The sequence below is a fragment of the Chitinibacter sp. S2-10 genome (assembly GCF_046530675.1).
In the GTDB taxonomy this organism is placed as follows: domain Bacteria; phylum Pseudomonadota; class Gammaproteobacteria; order Burkholderiales; family Chitinibacteraceae; genus Chitinibacter.
This window is the reverse complement of record NZ_CP172558.1, coordinates 2,522,634-2,545,934: the sequence shown is the minus strand read 5'-3', so window position 1 is coordinate 2,545,934 and position 23,301 is coordinate 2,522,634. Positions and strand designations below refer to the sequence as shown.

The window sequence follows — 23,301 nt, the reverse complement described above, 5'->3', positions numbered from 1 at the left end:
TTGGACTGAATGTAATGAAATACAACGTTTACTGCGATGACCTGACCTTACAAGATTATCATCAGTTTAGGGATGCATCTGCACTTCTTATATTTTGCTATCCATTACTAAACACTGCCGCAAAAACACCAGCACCCGCGCCAGTTCTTCAGCGGTGTGTTGCTGTCGGGTTTGCCCGGCGTGGCCACCGCTCTGGCTTTCGAAAAACAGCGCATCGTGACCCAATTCCTGCAGCCTCGCGGCCATTTTTCTGGCGTGCGCGGGATGAACCCGGTCATCTTCGGCTGAAGTGGTGAGTAATACCCTGGGGTAGTGTTGCTCTGTAGCGCATTTTAGATTTTGATAAGGCGAATATACCCCTAATATCTCGGCGTCTTTTTTAGGGTTACCATATTCGGCAATCCAGCTAGCGCCAGCGCCGAGCTGATCGAAGCGCAGCATGTCCAGAATTGGCACTTCGCACACCACCGCGCCGAATAATTCCGGCCTTTGCACCATGCACGTGGCGACGAGCAGGCCGCCGTTGCTGCCGCCTTGAATCGCCAATTTGGCTGGTCGCGTGATGCCGCGCGCGATCAAATTTTCAGCAATCGCAATAAAGTCAACAAAGCTGTTCTGCCGGTTTTTACCACGCCCGGCTTCGTGCCACGCTGGGCCAAATTCGCCGCCGCCACGAATATTGGCGACGACGTAGGCACCGCCCTGTCTCAACCAGTGTTCACCCAGATTATCGAGGTAATACGGCAGCAGCGGAACGGCAAAGCCGCCGTAGCCATACATTAATACCGGGGTATTGCCGTCTAGATCAATACCAGCATCGCATACAATGAAATACGGGACGGCAGTACCGTCTTTGCTGCGGGCGTGATATTGCTGTACCTGCAGATCGGTAGAATCAAAAGCCGCCGGTTGGGCGCGCAGCAATTGCGGTGGATTTATGCTGCCAAGTTCATGGCGATACAGGCTGGCGGGAGTCAGAAAATCGCTGTACAGGTAATACAGCGTGTCGCTGCGCCACGGCTGCGCGACGATTTCGATCACGCCGCCGGTGCGGATAGGATTGGCGATTTCCTGCCAGTGACCACTCTGGCCATCTCCCTGCCCGTCATCACACCACTGCATTGAAATAACGCGACTTGTCACATTATCCAGAATGACAATCAGCAAGCCATTGAGCGTTGCTTCAAGCATCTGCACCGATTGCGTGGCAAACCCTGTTTGACTCACATCCGGCGCAAACAGCAACTGCGCCCTGCCCAGCTCGCCGCTGGCGGCGTCGCAAGCGAGCGCGATCAGGCTACCGGCAGCAAAATCCTGTTCGCCGTAGCGCCAGTCGGCATCAAGACGGATGATCAGATCGCCATGACTGTAGGCTTCGATCACGCAACGGACTGGCAAAGGCAGATGCAGCGGCTCGGCATCGCCGCCGTGTTGCGAATTCAGGTAAAAATAGCTGCGGCGGTAAAAATCTTGCGCGACTTCGATCAGATCAAACGGAACTACCCCGTCGCCGCCGGCTGCATCAAGACCCACATCAAGAAATCTCCATGCGGCCACTTTCAAAATCTGCTCAGGCAGCACAATCATCGACGCGGCATCTTCCCACGCTTGCCCGCGTTCCAGCAGCACCACTTCACGCGAATAACCCGCGCTGGTGATTTGGTCTTCATCCCACGCCGGGCAAACAAAAACGCTATTAGCGTCGCGCCAGCTGACCTGGCTTTTGCCAAAGGGAAATTCAAAACCACCGGCGACAAAGCTTTGCGTTGCCAGATCGTATTCACGAATCACGCAGGCATCGCTACCGCCGATATTCAGGTTGACCAGGCAGCGCGTTGGTTGCAGCGTGCAATGATCGACGCCGCTCAGATACCAGTCGTAGCCCTCGCTCGCTGCCAGCGCGTCGATATCGAGAACTGTCTTCCACTGGGTTTGCCAGTGTGTCCCGGCCCGAGTGTATTCATCCAGCGTCGTGGCGCGATATACGCCACGTGGCTGTGCGGCATCCTGATGAAAGTTGTACAGCACATCGTCGTGGACGGAAAACAGCGGAATCTGCCGCGTGTCCTGCATATTGGCGAGTATCGCGTCGTGCAGCGGCGCAAAGCGCGGGTCAAGGTCGAGCTGCTGTTGCGTATATTCGTTTTGCGCCCTAACCCAGTCGCTGACGGCTGGCGTGGCCTTTTCAAGCCATAAAAAATCGTCCTGGGTCATCAGCAAGCTCAGTCAAAAAGGACGCGATTATAAAGTGAAATATCCTGTGCCTTCATTCGGGATCAGGCTTGACGTCAAAATGTACGCCCTGCGCCAGCGGCAAGCTCGCGCCGTAATTGATGGTATTGGTGCTGCGGCGCATATAGTTTTTCCACGCATCCGATCCCGATTCGCGTCCACCGCCGGTGGCTTTTTCGCCGCCAAATGCCCCGCCGATTTCAGCACCGCTGGTGCCGACGTTGACATTGGCGAGCCCGCAATCGGAGCCGACGGCACTGATAAATTGTTCGGCTTCGCGCTGATCCTGCGTAAAAATCGCCGACGACAGACCTTGCGGCACTTCATTATTGAGCGCAATCGCTTCAGCCAGCGTTCGGTAGCTGAGGACAAACAGCAACGGCGCAAAGGTTTCTTCCATCATCGCCGCCGTTTGCCCCGGCATCCGGATAATCGCCGGCTGCACATAATGCCCAACCGGAACGCCGATAACGACCTGTCCGCCACACAGCACCGTACCCCCATCCTGTATTGCTTCCTTGATCTTATTTTTCATAGCCTGCAGGGCAATACCGTCAATTAAAGGCCCAACCAGCGTTTCGGTATGGCGCGGGTCGCCAATTTTGAGCTGCCCGTAAATTCCGACCAGTTGCTGACACACAGCGTCGATCAACGATTCATGAACAATCAGCCGCCGCAGGCTGGTACAGCGCTGCCCGCAAGTGCCGACGGCCGAAAAAACAATCGCCGGGATCGCCAGCGCCAGATCAGCGCCCGGCGTGATGATCAGCGCGTTATTGCCGCCCAGTTCAAGCAGGCTGCGGCCAAAGCGTTCAGCGACGTGCTGCGCGACAGCACGACCCATCCGGCACGAGCCGGTCGCAGACAACAACGCAATCGTCGGATGCTGAGCGAGCTGCTGGCCGATTTGCGCATCGCCCTGCAGCAGCGAAACCAGCCCGGCCGGAGCGCCCTGCTCGTGCAATACTTTGCTGACCAGATGCATACACGCCAGCGCGGTCAGCGGCGTTTTTTCCGATGGTTTCCAGACCACGGCATCGCCGCACACCAGCGCGAGCATTGCATTCCATGCCCAGACTGCGACCGGAAAATTAAACGCGGTAATTACGCCAACGACGCCCAGCGGGTGCCATTGTTCGATCAATCGGTGTTCGGGTCTTTCGCTGGCGATCACCAGCCCGTGCAATTGCCGCGATTGCCCCAGCGCCAGATCGCACAGGTCGATCCATTCCTGCACTTCGCCGAGCGCTTCGGATTCGATTTTGCCCGCTTCGAGCACAATCAGCCGCGCCAGCTCGGTTTTATGCTGCGCGACTTGTGCTGCAATCGCTTTGACCACCTGTCCACGGCGCGGCGCTGGCCAGTTGCGCCAGACCAGAAAAGCCTCATGCGCGGCGCCGATGGCCTGACTGATTTCGTCGTCTTGCGCCAAGGCCTGCCGACCGTGTGAAACACAATCAATCGGGCTCGATAATTCGTGCCAGGCGGCGTGGGCGTAGTGCGTGCGGCCACGAATGACGCTGCTCGGCCAGACTTGCTCTTTTTGCCAGTGAGCAATGCCAAGTGACTGAGCCACTTCGGCTAATGAATAGGGCTTCATACCGGGATCTCCTCGGCATAGCGGTCAATCGCGTAGTACTGGCCGAAGCGGTTGTTTAAAAACATCGCCAGGCTGATCGCATCCTGACTGACAAAGCCGCGATCAGGTAGCTGGCCGGCAAAGTGCAAATCCAGCGCGGTTGCTGCCGCGCTTGCGGTCGTCAGCTGGATCGCGCTCCAGACTTCGCCGAAGATTTCCCGATGATAAATTTTGCGCGCGTCGGTAATCTGGCGGTATTGGCCGTTCAGATGGCCGCAGGCGCTGACAAACACGAGCACGACATCCTGCAAAGTCACCGGAATCGCGGCCTCCAGAATCTGTTTGAGCTGATCCCGTCGCGCCTTGTCGGCACCCATTTTCAGTCCATTGACGACAAAATCCATCAAATCGCGGTGCCCGACATAGCGCACCGTTTTGTAATCCATATTGGCAATCTGCCCGGCCCAGGTTTCGCACAAAGTCCCCAGCCCGCCCGAGGTATTGAACGCCTCGTATTCCAGTCCATCGAGCGCGAAATGCTCGAGTCCTTCGAGCGCCTGCAGCGTAATATGCTGGCCGTGGCGGATTGCATCGCAGGCATTGCAGTATTCATTGATCAGCCCATCGGTCGACCAGGTCAGATTGTATTTGATCGCATTGCTCGGATATTGCGGCAAGGCGCCAACGCGCATTTTGACGGTATCAACCACGTCAAAACGGCTGGCCATATCGTGCGCCAGAATGCCGATAAAACCGGGAGCCAGCCCGCATTGCGGCATGAAAATCTGCCCGGCCACGGCATCGTGCGCCAGCGTACGCACCGCGCGCGTCGTTGCGGTGTCTTCGGTCAGGTCAAAATAACTACAGCCTGCAGCGAGCGCGGCTTTGGCAATATGGTGGTTTTTATCAAAGGCCGTCGCAGCAATGACCGCGCGCTGGCCTTGCAGCAGCGGCGCCAATTCGGTTTGCGCTGCGATTTGTTGCGTGCGAACCAGTGCTTGATGTTTGAGCAAATCGAGTGCCGCAGCGCTGGTGTCGAGCACGGTCACCTGATAGTCATTACTGTGCGCGAGCAGTTTGGCAATGCTGCTACCGATCTTGCCGGCGCCGACGAGGGTGACAGGGATGGCCATGCCGTAACCTCCTGATGCAGATTCGCGGGCGAACGCACTCCCACGCTATTTACATGCTGACAGACTGATTGGTTGATTCAAAAATCCGGCTGGCACTTGCAGCAACAAAGCCCTGATAAAGCTGCCCCGCCGGATCGCAAAATCGCTGGGCAAATTCGTAATAACAGCCCGGCACGTTTTGCAGCCCGGCATCAGCAAAATCAAACGGCACTGGCTGCGCCATCGTTGACGCCTGAATCAGCAAATCCTGCTCAGTCCCTTTGATGACGCCACCGGCTGTATTCATTGGGTATCCGGCTGCAGCCACTTTGTTAGCTACTTCAGCAAGCGATACCCCTAGTTTGTGCACGGCAATCGTAAAATGATTGGCGTGAAATCCATGCAAACTCAGCCAGGCGGCATATTCGCTCTCTGCCGCGAGCGCCTGATACTGCGCCCAGCTCGGCGCAGGCCAGTGACGTCCTGAATAGAAAATTTCAGCGCCAGTGACGCAAGGGCTGGGCAGATCGGCCAGCAACTGCTCAATGATCGCTTGCGCAGCAGCAGATAATTGCCCGATATGCAGCTCGCTCAGAAAAATCAGCGGATCATCGGCGTTGGCCGGGATATAGCCCCAGGCCGATAAATGCTTGTCGGGAAAGCGGTAAGGCGCATCGCGCCGGTAGCCCATTTCCAGCAAAGGCTGCTCGAGCACCGCCAGCGCAATGGCCGGATGATCAAAAGTGCGAAAAGCCACATGGTCGTTGACCACCTGAGCGCCGCCGAACATCGCACGGATATCGCGAGCCTGTGGCGCCAGCTTCAGATAGTCTTCCCACAGGGCGGCAAAAAAATCACCGGTTTGCATATTGCCTCCCCCTGACGAGTACCCTCTTGCTGACAACATAGGTGTTAAACCTAGTGTGCTGCTGCAACATGCCGACTAGCGGCGTGATTGCTCAGTGCTATGGCTGTCAAGCCAGATAAAAACATCCGCTTGAATGTCAGTTTCGATTAAACTTTGCCAAGTAACCGTGCAAAAGTTTTCCAGCAAGACACTGAAGCCGCAGGCAGTACATACGTACGACAAGGCGAGGTAACGATGCTGTGAAACCTTTGCTTGCCTACCTACGCCCTATTTCGAGCCAGCCTCATGAGCCATCACTCTCATCAAGACAATCAGTTTGATCTGTTCAAACAGCGCCGTTTTTTACCGCTGTTTCTGACTCAGTTTCTCGGCGCGTTTAACGATAATCTGTTTAAAAATGCTTTTTTAGTGCTGGTGACTTTTCATGGCCTGGCGATGCTGGGAATGAATGCGCAAACCATCGTCAATTTAAGCGCCGGTGTTTTCATGCTGCCGTTTTTCATTTTCTCGGCGCTGGCCGGGCAATTGGCCGAAAAATATGACAAAGCCGTGCTGGCGCGCTGGATCAAGATTCTCGAAATCTGGATTATGCTCGCCGCGGGAGCCGGATTTATCTGGCATAACGCCAGCCTGTTGATGTTCTGTCTGTTTCTGATGGGGGTGCATTCGGCGCTGTTCGGGCCGCTGAAATATTCGGTTCTACCGCAATATCTGAAAGAAGCCGAACTGCTCGGCGGTAATGGTTTGATCGAAATGGGTACTTTTGTCGCCATTTTGCTCGGCCAGATCGCCGGCACGATGATTGTTCAGTCGGGCGGGACTGGCGGGACAGGCGAAGCGATGATTGTTTTTGCCTGTGTGGCCGTGGCGCTGATCGGCTATTTGACGAGCCGAGCCATGCCATCAGCCCCGCCGACCGCGCCTGATCTCAAAATCAGCTGGAACGTCTGGGGCGAAACGATGGCGATTATTCGCCATGTCAAACAGAACAAAACCGTATTTAACTGTCTGCTCGGTATTTCGTGGTTCTGGTTTTTTGGCGCAATTTATCTGACGCAAATGCCCGATTTTGCCAAATCGGTGCTGCACGGCAATGCCGACGTCTATACCTTGCTGATGGCGACTTTCTCGCTCGGCGTTGGTCTGGGCTCGATGTTGTGCGAAAAATTGTCAGGTCGCCAGATCGAGCTGGGATTGGTGCCATTTGGCTCGATTGGTTTGTCGGTATTCGGGATCGATTTGTATTTTGCTGCCTCCAACTTACCTGCTATTCAATATACCCTGGGTACGTTTATGGCTGTAGCCCAGCATTGGCGGGTTTTGGTCGATATACTGCTGATCGGTGTGTTTGGTGGTTTTTTCATCGTTCCGCTGTATGCGCTGATCCAGACCCGAACCGAGCGCGAATTCACTTCGCGCGCCATCGCCGCCAATAATATTCTGAACTCGCTGTTTATGGTCGTTGCAGCGATCATGAGTATTATTCTGCTCAACCTCGGTATCAGCCTGCGGACGCTGCTGCTGATCGTCGCGCTGATGAATATTGTCGTTGCCATTTATATCTATACGCTGATCCCCGAATTTCTAATGCGCTTTCTGGTCTGGATGCTCACGCATACCTTGTACCGGGTACAGAAAATCGGGTTGGAACACATTCCGACAACGGGCCCTGCCGTGCTGGTTTGTAATCATGTCAGTTATATGGATTCGCTGGTGATCGCTGGCGCGATTCGCCGCCCGGTACGCTTTGTGATGGATTACCAGATTTACCAACTCCCCGTCGTCAATTTTATCTGTCGCACGGCCGGAACGATTCCGATTGGCACCACCAGAGACAATCCGGAAATGAAAGACGCCGCTTTTGTGGCCATTGCACAGGCGCTGCAAGCAGGTGATCTGGTTGTCATTTTTCCCGAAGGACGCATTACCAGTGATGGCGAAATGAACCGCTTTATGCCGGGAATCGAGCGCATCGTTCGCGATACGCCAGTGCCGGTTATTCCAATGGCTTTGCAGGGTTTGTGGGGCAGTTTTTTCAGCCGCAAGGATGGCGCTGCAATGATGAAATGGCCGCGACGGCTGTTTGGAAAAATCGCGCTAGTCATTGCCGAGCCGGTCAGCGCTGATTCAGCGACACGGCAAGCACTGGAAAAAATCGTTCTGACACTGCGTGGCGACCGGAAGTAGCGTCCAAAAACAAGGGCGCAGTTAGCGCCCTTGTTTAAATGTCCAAATCTCGCTGAATCAGCGACAATTTTTCTCCAGATACGCTTTTTTATCAGCAATTTCCTGGCTTTTCTTGTTGGCTTCTAAAAATTCGACTTCGCCTTTTTCATTGACTTCCTTGAACAGCTTGGCCCCCAGCAGGAAATTGAGTCGTTCAAGCGCCGCATTGCACGCAGCTTCATCAATCGGCGGTTTCACCGTTGGTGCCGGCGTGGCGCTAGCGGCTTGCGAAGCGGCCTTGCTGGCTTCAGCCGTTTTCTTCGGTGAGGCCACGCTGGTTACGGCAGTTTCTTTCACATTGATTTTTTTGGCTTTGCCCGCATTCGCCGGTGGCGGCTGATCCGAGTAAAAAACCCGACCATTGGCATCGACCCATTTGTAAACTTCGGCGTGTGCAGTCAATGCAAAGACTGCCAGCATCAACCCGATTGAAAGACGCATATGAACTCCATAATCAAATAAGACTGCAACCAGCTTAGCGCTGACCCAATAGATTTTCCACATAGCGCTGTACGCCTTCCTGCACCGTCAGGAATTTTTCCTGATAGCCCGCTTCGCGCAGTAAAGTCAGGTCGGCTTCGGTAAAACACTGGTACTTGCCTTTGAGCGCTTCCGGAAAATCGGTGTATTCCAGAATGCCCTGCGCGAGCATTTCGTCGAGACTCAACGGTGATTTGCCCTCGGCAAGGCGGCAGGTATTCACAGCAGTGATCGCGATGTCGTTAAACGGCTGCGCATGGCCGGTGCCGACGTTGTAAATCCCGCAAACTTCGGGGTTTTCCAGAAACCACAGGTTCACTTTTACAATATCTTCGACCGACACGAAATCGCGCGTATGGCCGCCTGCCGGATAGCCGTTATATTCGCCGAATAATTTAACCTTGCCGCTGGCCTGATACTGGTTGAAATGATGAAAAGCCACCGACGCCATGCGTTCCTTATGCCATTCACGCGGGCCGTACACGTTGAAATAGCGGAAACCGGCGACTTGCGCGGTAATTTCACCGGCAGCCATGCGTTGACGCAAGACTTGATCGAATAGCAGCTTGGAATAGCCATAAACATTCAGCGGCTTTTCGCAATCCGGCGTCTCGATAAAGCCGTTCTCGCCATTGCCATACGTTGCTGCCGATGAGGCGTACAGAAATTGAGCTTCCTCAGCCTGACACCATTCAAACAGGCTCAGCGTGTACTGATAGTTATTGTCCATCATGTACTTGCCGTTGTGCTCCATCGTGTCCGAACAAGCGCCCTGATGCAGCACCGCAGTTACCATGCCGTCGAAAGCGCCAACGGAAAGCTCTTCGATAAAGTCGTGTTTATCGAGGTAATGGGCGATTTGCAGATCGGCCAGATTGCGAAATTTATCGCCGCGAGTCAGATTGTCGACCGCGATAATGTCGGTTTCACCGCGTTCATTGAGCGCTTTGATGATATTCGAGCCGATGAAGCCGGCTGCGCCGGTAACGATGATGGCCATTTTTTGTCCTTTTTTGATTCTTCAATTGCGATGCTTAAACTGGCTTGCTCACGCGATGGCAAAGCGCCAGATAGAGCCACGCCGCATGCGGCATCCATTGCTCGGTCCAGCGCCAGCTATTGGCCATCGTTGCTATTTCGCTTGGGCGGAAATCGATGTCGGTTTCGTCATCCAGGCCACTGGTAATCCCGTTGCAGACACCGCCAGCAGCATTGAAAAAGCCCGGCTCGTAGCGCGGATTATTGTGCCCCCAGCCTTGCAGCATGCACGCGTCAAACGGATTGTTACCGAGTACCCAATCGAGCGAAGATTGCTCATAGCGTGCGAGCTGCTGAACAAACTCGGGCTCATTGGAGAACAGAACTTGTGCGCGCGCCGCCGCTGCAGCAATTGAACCCAGCCGTGCATTTTCACCCTGCCACCAGTAGCCAGTCCCATTGTCATGCGGGATAAAGAACTGGGTATTGCCCGCTATGCCATCCTGCATAACGTGTTGACGCGGATACCCGAAGGGGTTATTCACTTCGGCAAAGGTAATTCTGAGTTCATACTCATACGCTTTGCGCAGCGCAGCTATGATTTGTTCGACCAAGGCGCTCGCCGGGCAGACTTCGATAAAGCGCATTAGCGCGATATACGGCAAACCGGCTTCAGCGGCGTGGAAAAAACTGCGCTGAGCTTGGTGATCGGCAACAAACCAGCCTTCAGCTTGCTGGCGAGCGAGTAGATTTTTCACGCGCAGCTCGGCAGCACTCTGGTATTGCGCCTCTTGGGTCGCGGCAAACAATTCGCTGGTCGCCAACAGTGCACAATAATCGTCGATGATGTTTTCGACGCCGTCTTCCAGATAGCTCAGATTATTTTTTTCCAGATCGTCAAAACCGCAACGTGCAGCGTTCAGATAGGTTTCGCGGCTAAACTCGCCGTCGCGTGCCAAAGTCGATGCGCGAGCCAGTGCCGCAATTGCCGCGCCACCGCCTTGACGGTAAGCCGACTGATATGTAGCGTATTTGTCGCCTTTATTGGTTTTGTATTCGCAGATTTCGCGGCGCGTTTCGTCTTTGCTCCACTGATCGAAAACGGTCATATAGAAATAACCCTGCTCCGATTGCATGCGAACAAGAAAATCTGCGCCGTGGCAGGCTTCGTCAGTGATGCGTTCGAAAAACCATTTATTGAAAAAAGCGATTTGTTTCGCATCATCCGCAATCAGGCCCGATTTGATATGCGCTTCGAGCCAGGCCGGACGGGCGGCCAGCATCTGCAAACCATCGATCAGATTCCAGACGACCTGCGGCGTTTGCTGCGGATTCATATACTGGGCAAATGACAGATGAGACAGGTATTTTGACGCGTCACCCGATGCATCGTACCAGCCACCATGCACATCATGTCGCATTTCGCTGCCAACGATCAGCGCCGCATTATCGACCTGATCAAAAATACCGGTGCAACGCTGCCCCTTGATGTAATGAACAATGTCGGAAATCAGCAATTCGCCCAACAGATGCGGTGCAATTTTGAACGTAGCCGATACCAGTGGCGGTTGCATGTCATCCACAGCAATAAAATACTCGCCCACAGTATCGAGCTCGGAAAAATCGGCTTGCCAGTAATAACGCTTTTTGCCGTCACCATAAGTCCAATTGGCAACCCCCCCCTGGGCAAGCACAGAGCCACGGTGGAGTGCCTGACGCGTTTTCTTATCGTAAACCGTGAAAGTTTTTCCGCTCAGTGCATCAGCAGGAGCGTCAATCAAGGCTGTTTTATAACTTTTTGGCTCAAAACCTAAATGATTCAGAATGATTTTCAAAATAAGCTCGTCCGATCCGATTGAATAAGGGGCGATTGAAATTAATGACCGACATTTTCATTTTGCCATGGTCTATGGCTTTATGCCGTATCGAAATAAATTTAACGCAAACTGATGATCATGATCAGGCATTTTCCCAGTCAATTGCCTTTTTTTGCTGTTCAAGCAAATAGGCATTGGCTGCTGAAAAATGTCCGCAACCGATAAATCCACGATAAGCCGACAGCGGTGATGGATGAACCGACTTCAGAACACAATGCTGTGCCTCATCAATTAAAGCCGTCCGTTTTTGCGCATGCGCGCCCCAGAGCATAAAGACCAGCTGGCTTTGCGTTTGTGCCAGATGCTCAATCAGTGCATTGCTGATCAGATCCCAGCCTTGTTTGCCGTGCGAACCCGCACAATCGGCACGAACTGTCAGCGAGGTATTGAGCAGCAAGACACCCTGCTCTGCCCAGCCCGCCAGATTGCCATGCTGCGGCGGCGTCAGGCCAAAATCGCGTGCCAGTTCCTGCCAGATATTGCGCAATGAAGGCGGCGTTTTGATGCCATGCGGCACCGAAAAAGCCAGCCCATGCGCTTCGCCTTCGCCGTGATACGGGTCTTGCCCGAGAATCACGACTTTGACTTCGTCGGGCTTGAGCGTTTCGAGCGCATGAAACCATTGTTGCTGCGGCGGATAAACCTGCTGCTCTTGCAGCTCTTGCGCCAGAAACTGTTCCAGTCTGGCGATTTTGGGGTTTTTCATCACTTCGGAGAGCGCGCTGCGCCAGGCCGAAGGAATTTGTGACAGTAAATTCATGAAGGATTGTTCTATCTGGATTGGCGAGCCTGCTGCACCGCCCTGCGATGATGACGAAATACGGTTTGTTCAAATTGATCCTGAACCGCCGGGCTGAGCGACAGAATTTCAGCGACACATTGATAATATTGCCCGGTTAATTTTGATTCGATGATTCTGGCTTTGAAAGACAGCAACAAGGGAAAATCAATCGAAAATGAAAATTCGACGACCCCCGTTTCGCCGACGTTAAGCGGGCTCTGGTTCAGCCAGGCCAGCTTATTCATCCCAACGGTCAAAGCGGTGGTTTGCGGCAAAGCAATATCACGCTGTTTGGCCATCCAGATCAGCAGCAAGTCCTGCTTGGCTTGTGCCAGCTCAAGACTGAGATGGTTTTGCTCAAAATCAGCCAGCACAATCAGATAACGCAATACTTCAGCATCATTGCTTGCTATGGGCTGATGAGCTGATTGCCAGCGAAATGGCAATTGAGCCTGAAATACCGGACCTTCAATTGGGGGCATGGTCGATCAATTGGGTTCAATAGAATTGATAAGATTATATCGTCGAAGCAATTGATCCCACTGACATCCAAAAAATTATTTTAGATTTGCACAGACGAGCAACCTAAACTACAAAAGTCCAACCCTGCTGAGCTTAAAAAAATGTTTCCATGGTTAAAAATCAGCATTATCAGCGGCCTTTTATTCAGCACAGCCAGCCATGCCAGCCCGACAACGCCGCATCATGCGAAAACCGGCTCACCAGCGGCAGCACACTGGAGCTACTCGGGCAGTACCGGCCCTGACGACTGGGGCAATATGCAGCCTGAATTTGCGCTGTGCAAATCGGGTCGGCAACAATCGCCGATCAATATCAGCGAAGTTTACTCGCAGCAACTGGAAGCATTGCAATTTAACTATCAGCACAGCAAACTGAATATCCAGAACAATGGCCACACGATCCAGCTCAATTATGATGCAGGCAGTTATCTCAATATTGGCAATGATCGCTACCAGCTACTGCAATTTCATTTTCACACGCCCAGTGAAGAAGCCATTGGCGGCAAGCGCTACCCTATGGTTGCGCATCTGGTTCATAAAAATGACGCGGGTCAGCTCGCTGTCGTCGCGCTGCTGATCAATCAGGGTAAAACCGATCACCCATTATTCAATCAGTTCTGGGCCAAGCTCCCTGCTGGGCACAATGAAACCCTGATTTTTGATGAAGTTCAGTATAACGTCGCCCGCCTATTGCCTGCCAAACTTAACTACTGGACCTTTATGGGTTCATTAACAACGCCACCCTGCTCAGAAGGCGTACGCTGGATTGTTCTCAAGCAACCTTTGTCAATTTCAGCCAAACAGATTGCACGTTTCAAGCGCGAATTTGCGATGAATGCCAGACCGTTGCAATCGCTATTTGACCGCGCGGTGCTCGACAGCAATTGAGGGGTATATCAACAAATAGCACTAAATAATTAGCTTTTATTGATATACCAGGCACAGTATTTGATTAAACAGATAAAAAAAGCCCCGATTAAAATCGGGGCTTTTTGCTATTGTTTGCCATTTAAGTAACCGTGCAAAAGTTTTCCAGTAAGGCACCAAAGCCGCAGGCAGTACAGGTAGTACGACAAGGCGAGGTAACGATGCTGGAAAATTTTTGCTGGCCTACTTAAGCTTGCACTGAATTAGCTTCAGCCTGGTAAGACTCGATCTGGTTGAAGTTCAGGTATTTATAAACTTCTGCCGATTTGCTATCGAGAACGCCCACGTCGGCCATGTATTCTTCAACCGTAGGGATACGACCCAGACGTGAAGCAATCGCAGCCAATTCGGCTGACGACAGGAACACATTGGTGTTTTTGCCCAAACGGTTCGGGAAGTTACGCGTTGACGTCGAAACCACGGTCGCGCCTTCGCGAACTTGTGCCTGGTTACCCATGCACAATGAGCAACCTGGCATTTCAGTACGCGCACCTGCTGCGCCGAATGTGCCGTAGTAGCCTTCTTCGGTCAACTGCTGTGCGTCCATTTTGGTCGGTGGCGCGATCCACAATTTGGTTGGCAGATCACGTTTGCCTTCGAGCAATTTACCCGCTGCACGGAAGTGGCCGATATTGGTCATGCAAGAGCCGATAAACACTTCGTCAATCTTGGTGCCAGCCACTTCAGACAATACTTTCACATCATCCGGATCGTTCGGGCAGGCCAGAATCGGCTCTTTAACGTCGGCCAAGTCGATTTCGATCACGGCTGCGTATTCTGCGTCCGCATCTGGCTCGATCAGGCTTGGATTGGCCAACCAGGCTTCCATGCTCTTCACGCGGCGTGCCAGTGTTTTCGCGTCACCGTAACCGTTGGCGATCATAGATTTGAGCAGAACGATATTCGATTGCAGGTATTCAGCGATAGGTTCTTTGTTCAGGCGAACTGAACAACCCGCTGCAGAACGCTCGGCAGATGCATCGGTCAACTCAAATGCTTGTTCCACTTTCAGATCTGGCAAGCCTTCGATTTCGAGGATACGGCCAGAGAAAATGTTTTTCTTGCCCGCTTTCGCTACGGTCAACAGACCGGCTTTGATCGCGTACAGAGGAATCGCGTTCACCAGATCACGCAAAGTGATGCCTGGCTGCAATTCGCCTTTGAAGCGAACCAACACTGACTCAGGCATATCGAGTGGCATCACGCCAGTCGCTGCAGCAAACGCCACCAAGCCAGAACCGGCTGGGAATGAAATACCGATAGGGAAACGGGTATGCGAGTCGCCACCGGTACCTACGGTATCCGGCATCAACATGCGGTTCAGCCATGAGTGAATCACGCCGTCGCCTGGGCGCAGCGAAACGCCGCCACGATTGCGGATGAATTCTGGCAGTGTGTGGTGTGTTTTTACGTCAACTGGTTTTGGATACGCCGCAGTGTGGCAGAACGATTGCATCACCAAGTCAGCTGAGAAGCCAAGACACGCCAAGTCTTTCAACTCGTCGCGCGTCATTGGGCCTGTCGTGTCTTGCGAACCAACCGAAGTCATTTTTGGTTCGCAGTATGTACCTGGGCGTACGCCTTGGCCTTCTGGCAAACCACAAGCACGACCGACCATTTTCTGTGCTTGGCTAAAGCCTTTGCCAGAATCGGCTGGGTCTTGTGGCAGACGGAATGTAGTCGATGGTGCCAGACCCAGAGCTTCGCGTGCTTTCGAAGTCAAACCGCGGCCGATAATCAGGTTGATACGGCCACCAGCGCGTACTTCGTCGAGCAATACTTCAGTTTTCAGACTGAAAGTCGTCACGACTTGGCCGTCTTTTTCAACTTTACCTTCGTATGGGTAGATCGTGATCACGTCGCCCATATGCAGATTGGTTACATCAAACTCGATTGGCAATGCGCCCGCGTCTTCCATGGTATTAAAGAAGATCGGCGCGATCTTGCCGCCTACGCAGTAACCGCCGAAGCGTTTGTTTGGCACGAATGGAATATCTTCACCGGTCCACCACAGCACCGAGTTGGTTGCTGATTTACGTGATGAACCAGTACCCACCACGTCGCCAACATAAGCGATTGGGTGGCCTTTTTTCTGCAGCTCAACGATTTGTTTCATTGGGCCAACCTGGCCTGGCACGTCAGCCACGATGCCTTCGCGTGGATTTTTCAGCATCGCCAAAGCGTGCAATGGAATATCTGGGCGTGACCAAGCATCTGGCGCTGGCGACAAGTCGTCGGTATTGGTTTCGCCTGTGACTTTGAATACCGTCACAGTGACTTGTTTTGGCACTTCCGGGCGGCTAGTGAACCACTCAGCGTCAGCCCAAGATTGCAGAACGGCTTTCGCATTCGCATTGCCTGCGTCTGCCAGCTCTTTCACATCGTGGAAGTAGTCAAACATCAACAAGGTTTTTTTCAGGCCTTCAGCAGCAATGCCACCCACTTCAGCGTCGCCGAGCAGGTCGATTTGCGGCTTGATGTTAAAACCACCCAGCATCGTGCCGAGCAACTCGGTCGCTTTGGCGCGAGAAATCAGGGCACATTTCTCGCTGCCATTGGCAACGGCAGCCAGAAACGCGGCTTTCACTTTGGCAGCATCATCAACACCGGCAGGAACACGGTGCGTCAGCAGCTCTACCAGAAAGGCTTCTTCGCCAGCAGGCGGATTTTGCAGCAATGAAATCAGATCGGCTGTTTGTTGTGCAGACAGTGGCAGTGGTGCAATGCCTTGCGCGGCGCGCTCGGCTACATGTTGACGGTAGGCTACTAACACGGCGATACCTTTTTATAAAGAGTGAGGAAGGATGCGTTGATTATGTATTGATGTGCAGCAAATCCTGCTCATTTTAACCCGATGTCGCCCTGCTGTGAATCGCGTAAATCCGCATTCGGTAATTAAAAGCCGGACACTACATCACCTCGGGACACATAACGTGAACAGAACCGGTTTGCCAGCCAAGCCACTCCGACAAGATCATCATGGGTATATGCGTACAGGCATTTTCACATAAGACCTGCAGGAATATACCCGTAGATTTAAGCATCGATCAATTTGTGCTCGTCCTCACCCGTCAGCCTCACTTGCTCGATTTCGATAAAGCGCTTGGAGATCTTGTCACTGGTGATACTGACCTGCTGAACGTCGTCATGCGCCTGACGGATATGCGTCGCGAGTTTCTTCATCCGCTCGTCAAAACGACCAAACTCCTGCGAGAGCTTGCCCAGCGCGTCTTTGATGATGTGTACCTGTTTGCGCGTTTCAACGTCCTTGATCACTGCGCGCGCCGTATTGAGGACCGCCATCAGCGTCGTTGGCGAAACGATCCAGACGCGGCGTTTCATCGCATATTCGACCAGCTCGGCGTGATAGGCGTGAATTTCGGCAAAGACCGCTTCGGCCGGAATAAACATCACCGCGCCGTCCGAAGTCACGTTCGGCACGATGTATTTGTCGGCGATATCGTCGATGTGTTTTTTGACGTCAGCCTTGAATTGGCGCGTCGCCACGATTTTGTCGAAATCGGCGCTGAACATCCGGTGGTAGTTTTCGAGCGGGAATTTCGAATCCACGGCGACTGTACCTGTCGGTTCGGGCAATTTGAGCAGGCAATCGACGCGAACCCCGCCGGGCAGGCTTGCCTGCAGCTCGTAGACTTGCGCCGGTAACACATTGCTAACCAGATGCTCAAGCTGCACTTCGCCAAAAGCGCCGCGCGAACGTTTGTCGCCGAGCAATTCCTGCAGGCTGACGACATTGCTCGTCAAACCGTCAATTTTCTTTTGCGCTTCGTCTATCGTCGCCAATCGCGCCATCACGTTGGCAAACGTTTCATTGGTTTTCTTGAATCCTTCGTCCAGTCGCTCGGTGACTTTGCCCGAAATTTCGCCCAGACGCGTATCGGTCGCCTTGGTCAATTCAGCAACGCTGGCAGTTAAGGTTTGTGATGATTGCAATAAAGCCGCTTGTAATTGCTCCATTTCGCGCTTCGATTGCTCGCCGAGCATGCTTGAGAGCTTAAGCAGCATATCTTCGCGCAGCGTGTCCTGCTTGGTTTGCAATGCGTTTGAGATATCAGCGAGCTGCTTGATGATCTGTTCGCGCGATTCAGCCAAACTTGCGACCATGCTCAGACGCAAATTTGAAAGCGCATCATTTTGCGCCGCCTGCAATCGGGCCAAAGCTTCGCGGCTCTCTTTCATTTCATTGCCAACACCGACGCGTAAGCGCTCGAACGCCTCGCCCAAGCCCGAACGCAGTCGCTCGCCAGAGCGGCTTAACTCATCGCGCAACTGGGCGTCGCGTTGATTCAAGCCCGTTGCCAATAATTCGCCGTGCTGGCTCAAGCCCTGATGCAGACTGGACAACATGTCGCGATGTTTGTTTTCCAGCTCCTGCGTCAGCGTAGCAAGCACTTCCTGCTGAATTCGCGCCAAGCTTTGCAAACGCGTGACCACCACGCCGCTGGCGAGCAAAACAACGAGTGCGGAAATACCCAACAATAACTCGAGCATGATTCATCCGGATCAAGGCGAAAACCGCGATTGTAGGCGATGCACGCAGATGCGCCTATAATTTGCTGATGCGAAAATATCTTACCGCCCTCATGCTGCTGCTCGGCAGCATCACCAGCCCGCTTGGCTACGCCGCGACACAGGATTTGAACCTGGTGCAAAAAGAGCTTGAACGCTGGCTTGACCAGGCTTTGGCAAAAAGTCCGGGAACGCCGTCGTACAGCATCAACAAGCTCGATTCACGTCTGCAGCTTGAGCCTTGCCGCCGGATGGAAGTCGGCGTTCCGCAGGGTTACCGGCTGATGGGAAAAACCATGTTGCGCGTCAAATGCGTCGATGGAGCGAGCTGGAGTCTGAATGCACCAGCACAAATCAGCATGCTGGTGCAATACATCGTTGCAACCCGTCCGGTGGCCGCCAATCAGACGCTCAGCGACGCTGACATCATGCTGCAGCAAGGCGATCTGGGTGCGCTGCCCGGCACCGTCATGATGGAGTCCCATCAAGTCGTTGGCCGTACACTCAATACGGCGATTGCAGCAGGCCAGCCGATTCGCAAGGAACAATTGCGCGCGGCGACGGTAATTCAGCAAAACCAGCGGGTCAAAGTCATTTATCGTGAAGCCGGAATCGAAATCCGCAACGAGGGTATTGCCCTGAGCAACGCAACAGAAGGCGCAATCATACGGGTACGGGTGGGGGGTAACTCAATCATCAGTGGAATTGCGCAGGATAATGGCGTCGTCCTGGTCGGCCAATAAGTTAAGCCCGGGATTATTCTGACAAAGCCCCTGCGTCGCGTTAGAATACGCGCTTTGCGCGGCAGATTAATGCAGAGATTTCGCATTGGTTTTGCACCATCTGTTTACAAACCGGCTTGCTTGATATCACGATGAAAGTTTTTCGCGGCACTCCGCCACAAGCTCTCCCCCGTTCAGCCTTGACAATAGGTAATTTTGACGGCCTGCATCTGGGGCATCAGGGTATGCTTGCCCGTTTGAAACAGGAAGCAGACGAGCGCAATCTGGCCAGTGTCGTGATGACTTTCGAGCCGCACCCGCGCGAATTGTTTACGCCCGACAGCGCGCCGGCACGATTGACCAGCCTGCGTGAAAAAATCGAATTATTGGCTGACGCCGGCGTTGATTACCTGATCGTCCAGCGCTTTAATAAAAGTTTTGCCGCATCCAGCGCCGAATATTTCCGCGATCATATTGTCAAAGGGCAAATCAATGCGCGCTATGTCCTGGTCGGCGATGATTTCCGTTTTGGTGCCAAACGCGCCGGTGATTTTGCCCTGTTAAGCGCACAAGACCAGTTTGATTGTCACAGTCTGCCGACGCAGGAAGTCAATGGCGAGCGCGTTTCTTCCACTGCGGTGCGCACCGCACTGCAAAATGGCGAAATGGCGCATGCGGCTCGCCTTCTTGGCCGCCCTTATTCGATTTCCGGTCGTGTTGTAGGTGGAGACAAACTCGGGCGCGAATTTGGCTTTCCCACCGCCAACATCCAGTTAAAGCACAACCGCCCGCCGCTTCTTGGTATATTCGTGGTCGAAATTCACGGGCTGGAGCGCACTTATCAAGGTGTTGCGAGCCTTGGGTTTCGTCCGACGATTCATGGCGGCGACCTGACCCCGAAGCTTGAAGTCCATATTTTCGATTTTAACCGCGAAATATACCGCCAGCATTTGCGCATTCACTTTCTGGCCAAGCTGCGTGATGAAGAAAAATACCCTGATTTTGATACGCTGATCGCACAGATCGGCGTGGACTGCGAGCAAGCCAAGGACTGGTTTGCGGCAAACAGATAACCCATTGAACATTGAAAACAAAAGAGATTGCAATGAGCGACAAGCCTGCGAATAAATACCCGGTCAATTTACTTGATACACCGTTTCCTATGCGCGGTGATCTGGCTAAACGCGAACCCGGTTTTTTAAAACAATGGCAAGACGGCCAGATTTATCAAAAGCTGCGGGCAAAAGCCAAAGCGCAAAATCGCCCGAAATTCATTCTGCATGACGGCCCACCCTATGCCAATGGCGACATCCATATCGGCCATGCGATGAATAAAGTCCTCAAAGACATTATTTTGAAATCAAAATCGCTGGCAGGTTTTGACGCGCCCTACGTTCCCGGCTGGGATTGCCACGGCATGCCGATCGAACACCAGATCGAAAAGCTGGTGAAATCAGACAAAGACGCGATCAAAGCCAATCCGGGCATCCACGCGCGCATCGTCGAATATCGCAAAGCCAATGGTCTGGATGAAAAAGAAATTCATTTGCCAAGCTCTTTCATTCGCGAGCTGTGTCGCGAGTATGCCGCTTTGCAGGTTGAGCGCCAGAAAGTCGACTTTATCCGCCTGGGGGTACTTGGCGATTGGGAAAACCCATACCTGACAATGAACTTCAAAACCGAGGCTGATATTGTTCGCACTTTGGGCAAAATCCACGACAACGGCTATCTGGTCAAAGGTCAGAAGCCGGTGCACTGGTGCGTCGATTGCGGCTCGGCCTTGGCTGAAGCCGAGGTCGAATACGAAGACAAAGTTTCTGCCGCCATTGACGTGGGTTTTCAGGTTGTCGACTCTGCCGCGCTCTCAAAAGCATTCGGTGGCGTAAACCTTGGCGATCAGCCCGCTTTTGCCGTGATCTGGACGACAACACCGTGGACACTGCCCGCCAACCAGGCAGTCTCAATTCATCCCGAATTCACTTACGACTTGATCGCAACTGAACGTGGCCTGCTGATTTTGGTTCGCGAACTGGCCGAAGCGGCGCTCAAACGTTACAACATTGATGCCAACGAAGTTATCGCGCAAGCCAAAGGCACGGCATTGAATGGTTTGTTGCTGCAGCACCCCTTCCTTGATCGTCAGGTTCCGCTGATTTGTGGCGAGCATGTGACTGAAGAAGCGGGTACTGGTCTGGTCCATACCGCGCCAGCGCATGGTCTGGACGACTACCATATCGGCCTGCGATATCATTTGCCGGTAGATAATCCGGTCGGTAACGACGGCCGTTACATTTCAACGACGCCGTTTTTTGCAGGTGACACCGTCTGGAAAGCCAATCCGAAAGTTGTTGCATTACTTGAAGAGCGCGGTGCTTTGCTGGCCAACGTTAAACTGGAACACAGCTACCCGCATTGCTGGCGCCACAAAACGCCACTGATTTTCCGCGCGACGACGCAATGGTTTATCGGCATGGACAAACAAGTTGGTAGCGAGACTTTGCGTGACAAGGCCAACCGCGCAGTCGACGCGACCGAGTTCTTTCCGGCCTGGGGTCGCGCTCGCCTGGAAGCCATGATTAAAAACAGCCCGGACTGGTGTGTTTCACGTCAGCGCACCTGGGGCGTGCCGATGACTTTCTTTATTCACAAAGAAAGCGCAGAACTGCATCCGCGTTCTGGTGAATTACTCGAACAAGTTGCACAACGCATCGAAGCCGAAGGGATCGAAGCGTGGTTCAAGCTCGACGCGGCCGAATTACTCGGCGATGAAGCCAGCCAGTACGAAAAACTGAAAGACACCATCGACGTGTGGTTTGACTCGGGTTCGACGCATTTTGCCGTCCTCAAGCAGCGTGAAGACCTCAATCGTGGCGATGACAGCCAACCTGCTGCTGACTTGTATCTGGAAGGCTCGGATCAGCATCGCGGCTGGTTCCAGTCATCACTGAAAACGGCTTGCGCGACCGTCGGGCATGCGCCGTACAAACAATTACTGACGCATGGTTTTGTCGTCGACGGCAAGGGCATGAAAATGTCCAAATCCAAAGGCAATGTGATTGCGCCGCAGCAGGTGATCAACCAGATGGGCGCCGACATGCTGCGTCTGTGGACTGCGAGCACCGACTATTCCGGTGAAGTATCCATTTCGGATGAAATTCTGAAACGCACTGCCGACAGCTATCGTCGCATTCGTAATACCTTGCGCTTTTTGCTCGCCAATTTGAGCGATTTCACGCCAGCCAATGCCGTTGCCATTGATCAACTGACGACGCTGGATCGCTACGCGCTGGTACAACTGGCCGCATTTCAGCAACGTGTCATCGCCGTTTATGATAAATACGAGTTCCACCTCGCGGTGCAGGACATCACGGCATACGCGTCGGAAGAACTTGGCTCCTTCTATCTGGACATCATCAAAGACCGTCTTTACACGATGAGCGCAGACAGCCACGGCCGCCGCTCGGCACAAACCGTGTTGTGGCATATCACGCAAGCACTGGTTCGCCTGCTGGCACCGATTACTTCGTTTACTGCGCACGAAGTGTGGGAAGTCTTGAACGGCAAAGACGACAGCGTTTTCCTTGATGCCTGGTACGAGATTCCAGTGGTGAACGATGCCGAGGCATTGGGTACACAGTTCGCGCTGGTGCGAGAAGTGCGCTCACAAGTGCAAAAAGATATCGAAGTCTTGCGTGCTGACGGCAAACTGGGTTCGAGCTTGCAAGCCGAGATCAGCATCAAAGCCGAAGGCGATAAACTGGCAGCGCTGCAAGCTCTGGGCGATGAATTGAAATTTGTACTGATCACGTCGAAAGCCGAAGTGAGCGAAGGCGAATTTAACATCGAGGTATCTTCTTCCAGCCAAGATAAATGCGAGCGTTGCTGGCATTACCACCCCACTGTATCTACGATTACCGCGCATCCGACGCTGTGCTCGCGCTGCGATGACAATCTGCACGGTGCTGGTGAGGTCCGCTCGCATGCCTAAGCAGTTTTCCCGCTATCTGGGTCTGGCTTTCGTCGTGCTGATTCTGGATCAGATCAGCAAACACTGGATAGAAGCAGTATTTGAAATGCATCAGATTAAACCGATTATTCCGGGCTTTTTTAATCTGACTCTGGCCTACAATCCCGGCGCGGCGTTTTCTTTTCTTGCCGACGCCGACGGCTGGCAGCGGCATTTTTTTACTGGCCTCGCTTTAATCGTTTCAGTTGTGATTGTCTTTTTACTGAAAAAACATCAGGGCGAACCACGCTATGCAACCGCGCTGGCGCTGATTTTGGGTGGCGCAATCGGCAACGCCATCGACCGGATGATTTTTGGTCACGTGATCGACTTTATTCAGGTTTATTACCAGCACTGGTATTACCCCGCATTCAATATCGCCGACTCGGCCATCTGCATTGGTGCCGTGTTGATGGTCATTGACAGCTTTAAAAAGGAAAATACGCCTCATCATGAATAAAC

The 23,301-nt window shown here is 53.2% G+C and carries 17 protein-coding genes; 6 read left to right on the top strand and 11 right to left on the bottom strand.

What is annotated here, in order from left to right; translation table 11 throughout:
- Positions 1-87 precede the first annotated feature (87 nt).
- Genes ACG2XO_RS12040 through ACG2XO_RS12025 form a run of 4 tightly spaced genes read right to left on the bottom strand, consistent with a single transcriptional unit; the run spans position 88 to position 5,791 of the window.
- The gene (locus ACG2XO_RS12040; RefSeq protein WP_410498232.1) at positions 88-2,214 is read right to left on the bottom strand and encodes a prolyl oligopeptidase family serine peptidase; all 2,127 of its coding nucleotides are present in this window, start codon (positions 2,212-2,214) and stop codon (positions 88-90) included.
- 52 nt (positions 2,215-2,266) lie between these two features.
- Complete coding sequence (locus ACG2XO_RS12035) at positions 2,267-3,832, bottom strand: aldehyde dehydrogenase family protein (RefSeq protein WP_410498231.1); 1,566 nt, start codon at positions 3,830-3,832, stop codon at positions 2,267-2,269.
- The gene (locus ACG2XO_RS12030; protein ID WP_410498230.1) at positions 3,829-4,944 is read right to left on the bottom strand and encodes a saccharopine dehydrogenase C-terminal domain-containing protein; all 1,116 of its coding nucleotides are present in this window, start codon (positions 4,942-4,944) and stop codon (positions 3,829-3,831) included. The genes ACG2XO_RS12035 and ACG2XO_RS12030 overlap by 4 nt, the downstream gene beginning before the upstream one ends.
- Before the next feature lie 49 nt (positions 4,945-4,993).
- Entirely contained in the window at positions 4,994-5,791 is a 798-nt protein-coding gene (locus ACG2XO_RS12025) for a DUF1338 domain-containing protein (RefSeq protein WP_410498229.1), read from the bottom strand.
- A gap of 285 nt (positions 5,792-6,076) precedes the next feature.
- On the opposite strand from ACG2XO_RS12025, the gene ACG2XO_RS12020 reads away from it, so the two are divergent.
- A complete protein-coding gene (locus tag ACG2XO_RS12020; protein WP_410498228.1) occupies positions 6,077-7,978 on the top strand; it encodes an MFS transporter in 1,902 nt (633 codons plus the stop codon).
- 57 nt (positions 7,979-8,035) lie between these two features.
- Here ACG2XO_RS12020 and ACG2XO_RS12015 read toward each other — a convergent pair whose 3' ends face one another.
- The 5 genes from ACG2XO_RS12015 to ACG2XO_RS11995 form a co-directional block, all read right to left on the bottom strand.
- Complete coding sequence (locus tag ACG2XO_RS12015; protein ID WP_410498227.1) at positions 8,036-8,458, bottom strand: DUF4124 domain-containing protein; 423 nt, start codon at positions 8,456-8,458, stop codon at positions 8,036-8,038.
- Positions 8,459-8,492: 34 nt separating this feature from the next.
- A complete protein-coding gene (gene rfaD, locus ACG2XO_RS12010; protein WP_410498226.1) occupies positions 8,493-9,497 on the bottom strand; it encodes an ADP-glyceromanno-heptose 6-epimerase in 1,005 nt (334 codons plus the stop codon).
- Positions 9,498-9,531: 34 nt separating this feature from the next.
- Positions 9,532-11,310: a glycoside hydrolase family 9 protein gene (locus tag ACG2XO_RS12005; RefSeq protein WP_410498225.1), complete on the bottom strand. Its 1,779-nt coding sequence runs from the start codon at positions 11,308-11,310 to the stop codon at positions 9,532-9,534.
- Positions 11,311-11,434: 124 nt separating this feature from the next.
- The gene (gene ung / locus ACG2XO_RS12000) at positions 11,435-12,112 is read right to left on the bottom strand and encodes a uracil-DNA glycosylase (protein WP_410498224.1); all 678 of its coding nucleotides are present in this window, start codon (positions 12,110-12,112) and stop codon (positions 11,435-11,437) included.
- 11 nt (positions 12,113-12,123) lie between these two features.
- Positions 12,124-12,615 carry a hypothetical protein gene (locus ACG2XO_RS11995; protein WP_410498223.1) on the bottom strand — a complete coding sequence of 164 codons (492 nt, stop codon included), beginning with the start codon at positions 12,613-12,615 and terminating at the stop codon, positions 12,124-12,126.
- A 141-nt stretch (positions 12,616-12,756) separates the two neighbouring features.
- Here ACG2XO_RS11995 and ACG2XO_RS11990 point away from each other — a divergent pair, with 141 nt between their 5' ends.
- Positions 12,757-13,542: a carbonic anhydrase gene (locus ACG2XO_RS11990; protein WP_410498222.1), complete on the top strand. Its 786-nt coding sequence runs from the start codon at positions 12,757-12,759 to the stop codon at positions 13,540-13,542.
- Positions 13,543-13,768: 226 nt separating this feature from the next.
- On the opposite strand, the gene acnB is transcribed toward ACG2XO_RS11990, so the two are convergent.
- Both acnB and rmuC read right to left on the bottom strand, forming a co-directional pair.
- A complete protein-coding gene (gene acnB / locus ACG2XO_RS11985) occupies positions 13,769-16,354 on the bottom strand; it encodes a bifunctional aconitate hydratase 2/2-methylisocitrate dehydratase (RefSeq protein WP_410498221.1) in 2,586 nt (861 codons plus the stop codon).
- Between the two features lie 263 nt (positions 16,355-16,617).
- Positions 16,618-18,093: a DNA recombination protein RmuC gene (rmuC, locus tag ACG2XO_RS11980; RefSeq protein WP_410498220.1), complete on the bottom strand. Its 1,476-nt coding sequence runs from the start codon at positions 18,091-18,093 to the stop codon at positions 16,618-16,620.
- 68 nt (positions 18,094-18,161) lie between these two features.
- Between rmuC and flgA the strand changes: the two genes are divergently transcribed.
- The 4 genes from flgA to lspA all read left to right on the top strand — a co-directional run bounded on the left by flgA (position 18,162) and on the right by lspA (position 23,299).
- Positions 18,162-18,854 (top strand): flagellar basal body P-ring formation chaperone FlgA, encoded by a 693-nt coding sequence (gene flgA, locus ACG2XO_RS11975; RefSeq protein WP_410498219.1) that lies wholly within the window; start codon positions 18,162-18,164, stop codon positions 18,852-18,854.
- Between the two features lie 131 nt (positions 18,855-18,985).
- Positions 18,986-19,906 (top strand): bifunctional riboflavin kinase/FAD synthetase, encoded by a 921-nt coding sequence (locus ACG2XO_RS11970; protein ID WP_410498218.1) that lies wholly within the window; start codon positions 18,986-18,988, stop codon positions 19,904-19,906.
- 32 nt (positions 19,907-19,938) lie between these two features.
- A complete protein-coding gene (gene ileS, locus ACG2XO_RS11965) occupies positions 19,939-22,821 on the top strand; it encodes an isoleucine--tRNA ligase (RefSeq protein WP_410498217.1) in 2,883 nt (960 codons plus the stop codon).
- On the top strand, positions 22,814-23,299 hold the full coding sequence (gene lspA / locus ACG2XO_RS11960; RefSeq protein WP_410498216.1) for a signal peptidase II: 486 nt from the start codon (positions 22,814-22,816) through the stop codon (positions 23,297-23,299). Before ileS ends, lspA begins: the two co-directional genes overlap by 8 nt.
- The last annotated feature ends 2 nt before the right edge of the window (positions 23,300-23,301 follow it).

Excerpts from the sequence above, each read along its gene's own strand:
- ACG2XO_RS11990 (WP_410498222.1), top strand. The coding sequence starts at position 12,757 with ATGTTTCCATGGTTAAAAATCAGCATTATCAGCGGCCTTTTATTCAGC.
- flgA (WP_410498219.1), top strand. The coding sequence starts at position 18,162 with ATGCGAAAATATCTTACCGCCCTCATGCTGCTGCTCGGCAGCATCACC.
- ACG2XO_RS11995 (WP_410498223.1), bottom strand. The coding sequence starts at position 12,615 with ATGCCCCCAATTGAAGGTCCGGTATTTCAGGCTCAATTGCCATTTCGC.
- ACG2XO_RS12025 (WP_410498229.1), bottom strand. The coding sequence starts at position 5,791 with ATGCAAACCGGTGATTTTTTTGCCGCCCTGTGGGAAGACTATCTGAAG.
- ACG2XO_RS12030 (WP_410498230.1), bottom strand. The coding sequence starts at position 4,944 with ATGGCCATCCCTGTCACCCTCGTCGGCGCCGGCAAGATCGGTAGCAGC.
- ACG2XO_RS12040 (WP_410498232.1), bottom strand. The coding sequence starts at position 2,214 with ATGACCCAGGACGATTTTTTATGGCTTGAAAAGGCCACGCCAGCCGTC.
- ACG2XO_RS12015 (WP_410498227.1), bottom strand. The coding sequence starts at position 8,458 with ATGCGTCTTTCAATCGGGTTGATGCTGGCAGTCTTTGCATTGACTGCA.
- ACG2XO_RS11970 (WP_410498218.1), top strand. The coding sequence starts at position 18,986 with ATGAAAGTTTTTCGCGGCACTCCGCCACAAGCTCTCCCCCGTTCAGCC.
- rfaD (WP_410498226.1), bottom strand. The coding sequence starts at position 9,497 with ATGGCCATCATCGTTACCGGCGCAGCCGGCTTCATCGGCTCGAATATC.
- ACG2XO_RS12020 (WP_410498228.1), top strand. The coding sequence starts at position 6,077 with ATGAGCCATCACTCTCATCAAGACAATCAGTTTGATCTGTTCAAACAG.
- ileS (WP_410498217.1), top strand. The coding sequence starts at position 19,939 with ATGAGCGACAAGCCTGCGAATAAATACCCGGTCAATTTACTTGATACA.
- rmuC (WP_410498220.1), bottom strand. The coding sequence starts at position 18,093 with ATGCTCGAGTTATTGTTGGGTATTTCCGCACTCGTTGTTTTGCTCGCC.
- ACG2XO_RS12035 (WP_410498231.1), bottom strand. The coding sequence starts at position 3,832 with ATGAAGCCCTATTCATTAGCCGAAGTGGCTCAGTCACTTGGCATTGCT.
- ung (WP_410498224.1), bottom strand. The coding sequence starts at position 12,112 with ATGAATTTACTGTCACAAATTCCTTCGGCCTGGCGCAGCGCGCTCTCC.
- lspA (WP_410498216.1), top strand. The coding sequence starts at position 22,814 with ATGCCTAAGCAGTTTTCCCGCTATCTGGGTCTGGCTTTCGTCGTGCTG.